The organism is Tessaracoccus rhinocerotis (genome assembly GCF_007197885.1).
Classification (GTDB): Bacteria; Actinomycetota; Actinomycetes; order Propionibacteriales; family Propionibacteriaceae; genus Arachnia; species Arachnia rhinocerotis.
Genome location: NZ_VKKG01000038.1, coordinates 1 through 310 on the forward strand (window position 1 = coordinate 1; position 310 = coordinate 310).

General features: G+C 44.2%; 1 protein-coding gene. It reads right to left on the bottom strand.

The genetic code is table 11. The features are described 5' to 3' along the window. Positions 1-286: helix-turn-helix domain-containing protein (locus FOJ82_RS16025; protein ID WP_246099929.1), on the bottom strand; the 286-nt coding region annotated here is incomplete at its 3' end. Positions 287-310: the final 24 nt, after the last annotated feature.

The following is a 310-nucleotide window of genomic DNA, read 5'->3' on the forward strand; positions in this document are numbered from 1 at the left end:
TGTACTTTTTTAACACTTCCACCTGTTGTTTCAGATATCGATTTTCAGCCTGCAGCCTCGCTGTCTCACTCTCATACCCAGGTCCTTTGCCGAAGGCATATTGCTTACCGACCGGTTGTGCAAGACGGTGCAATTCACCATTCCGATACCATTTCATCCAAGTTTTCAGCTGTGTGTAGTTTCGGATGTTCAGTTCCTCCATCACTTCTTTTACAGGAACACCTGCTAACCGCATTTCAATCGCCTTTAATTTCACTTCTTCTGGATAACTGACTCTAGTTCCCATAGAAAAAACACCTCCACGTTGATG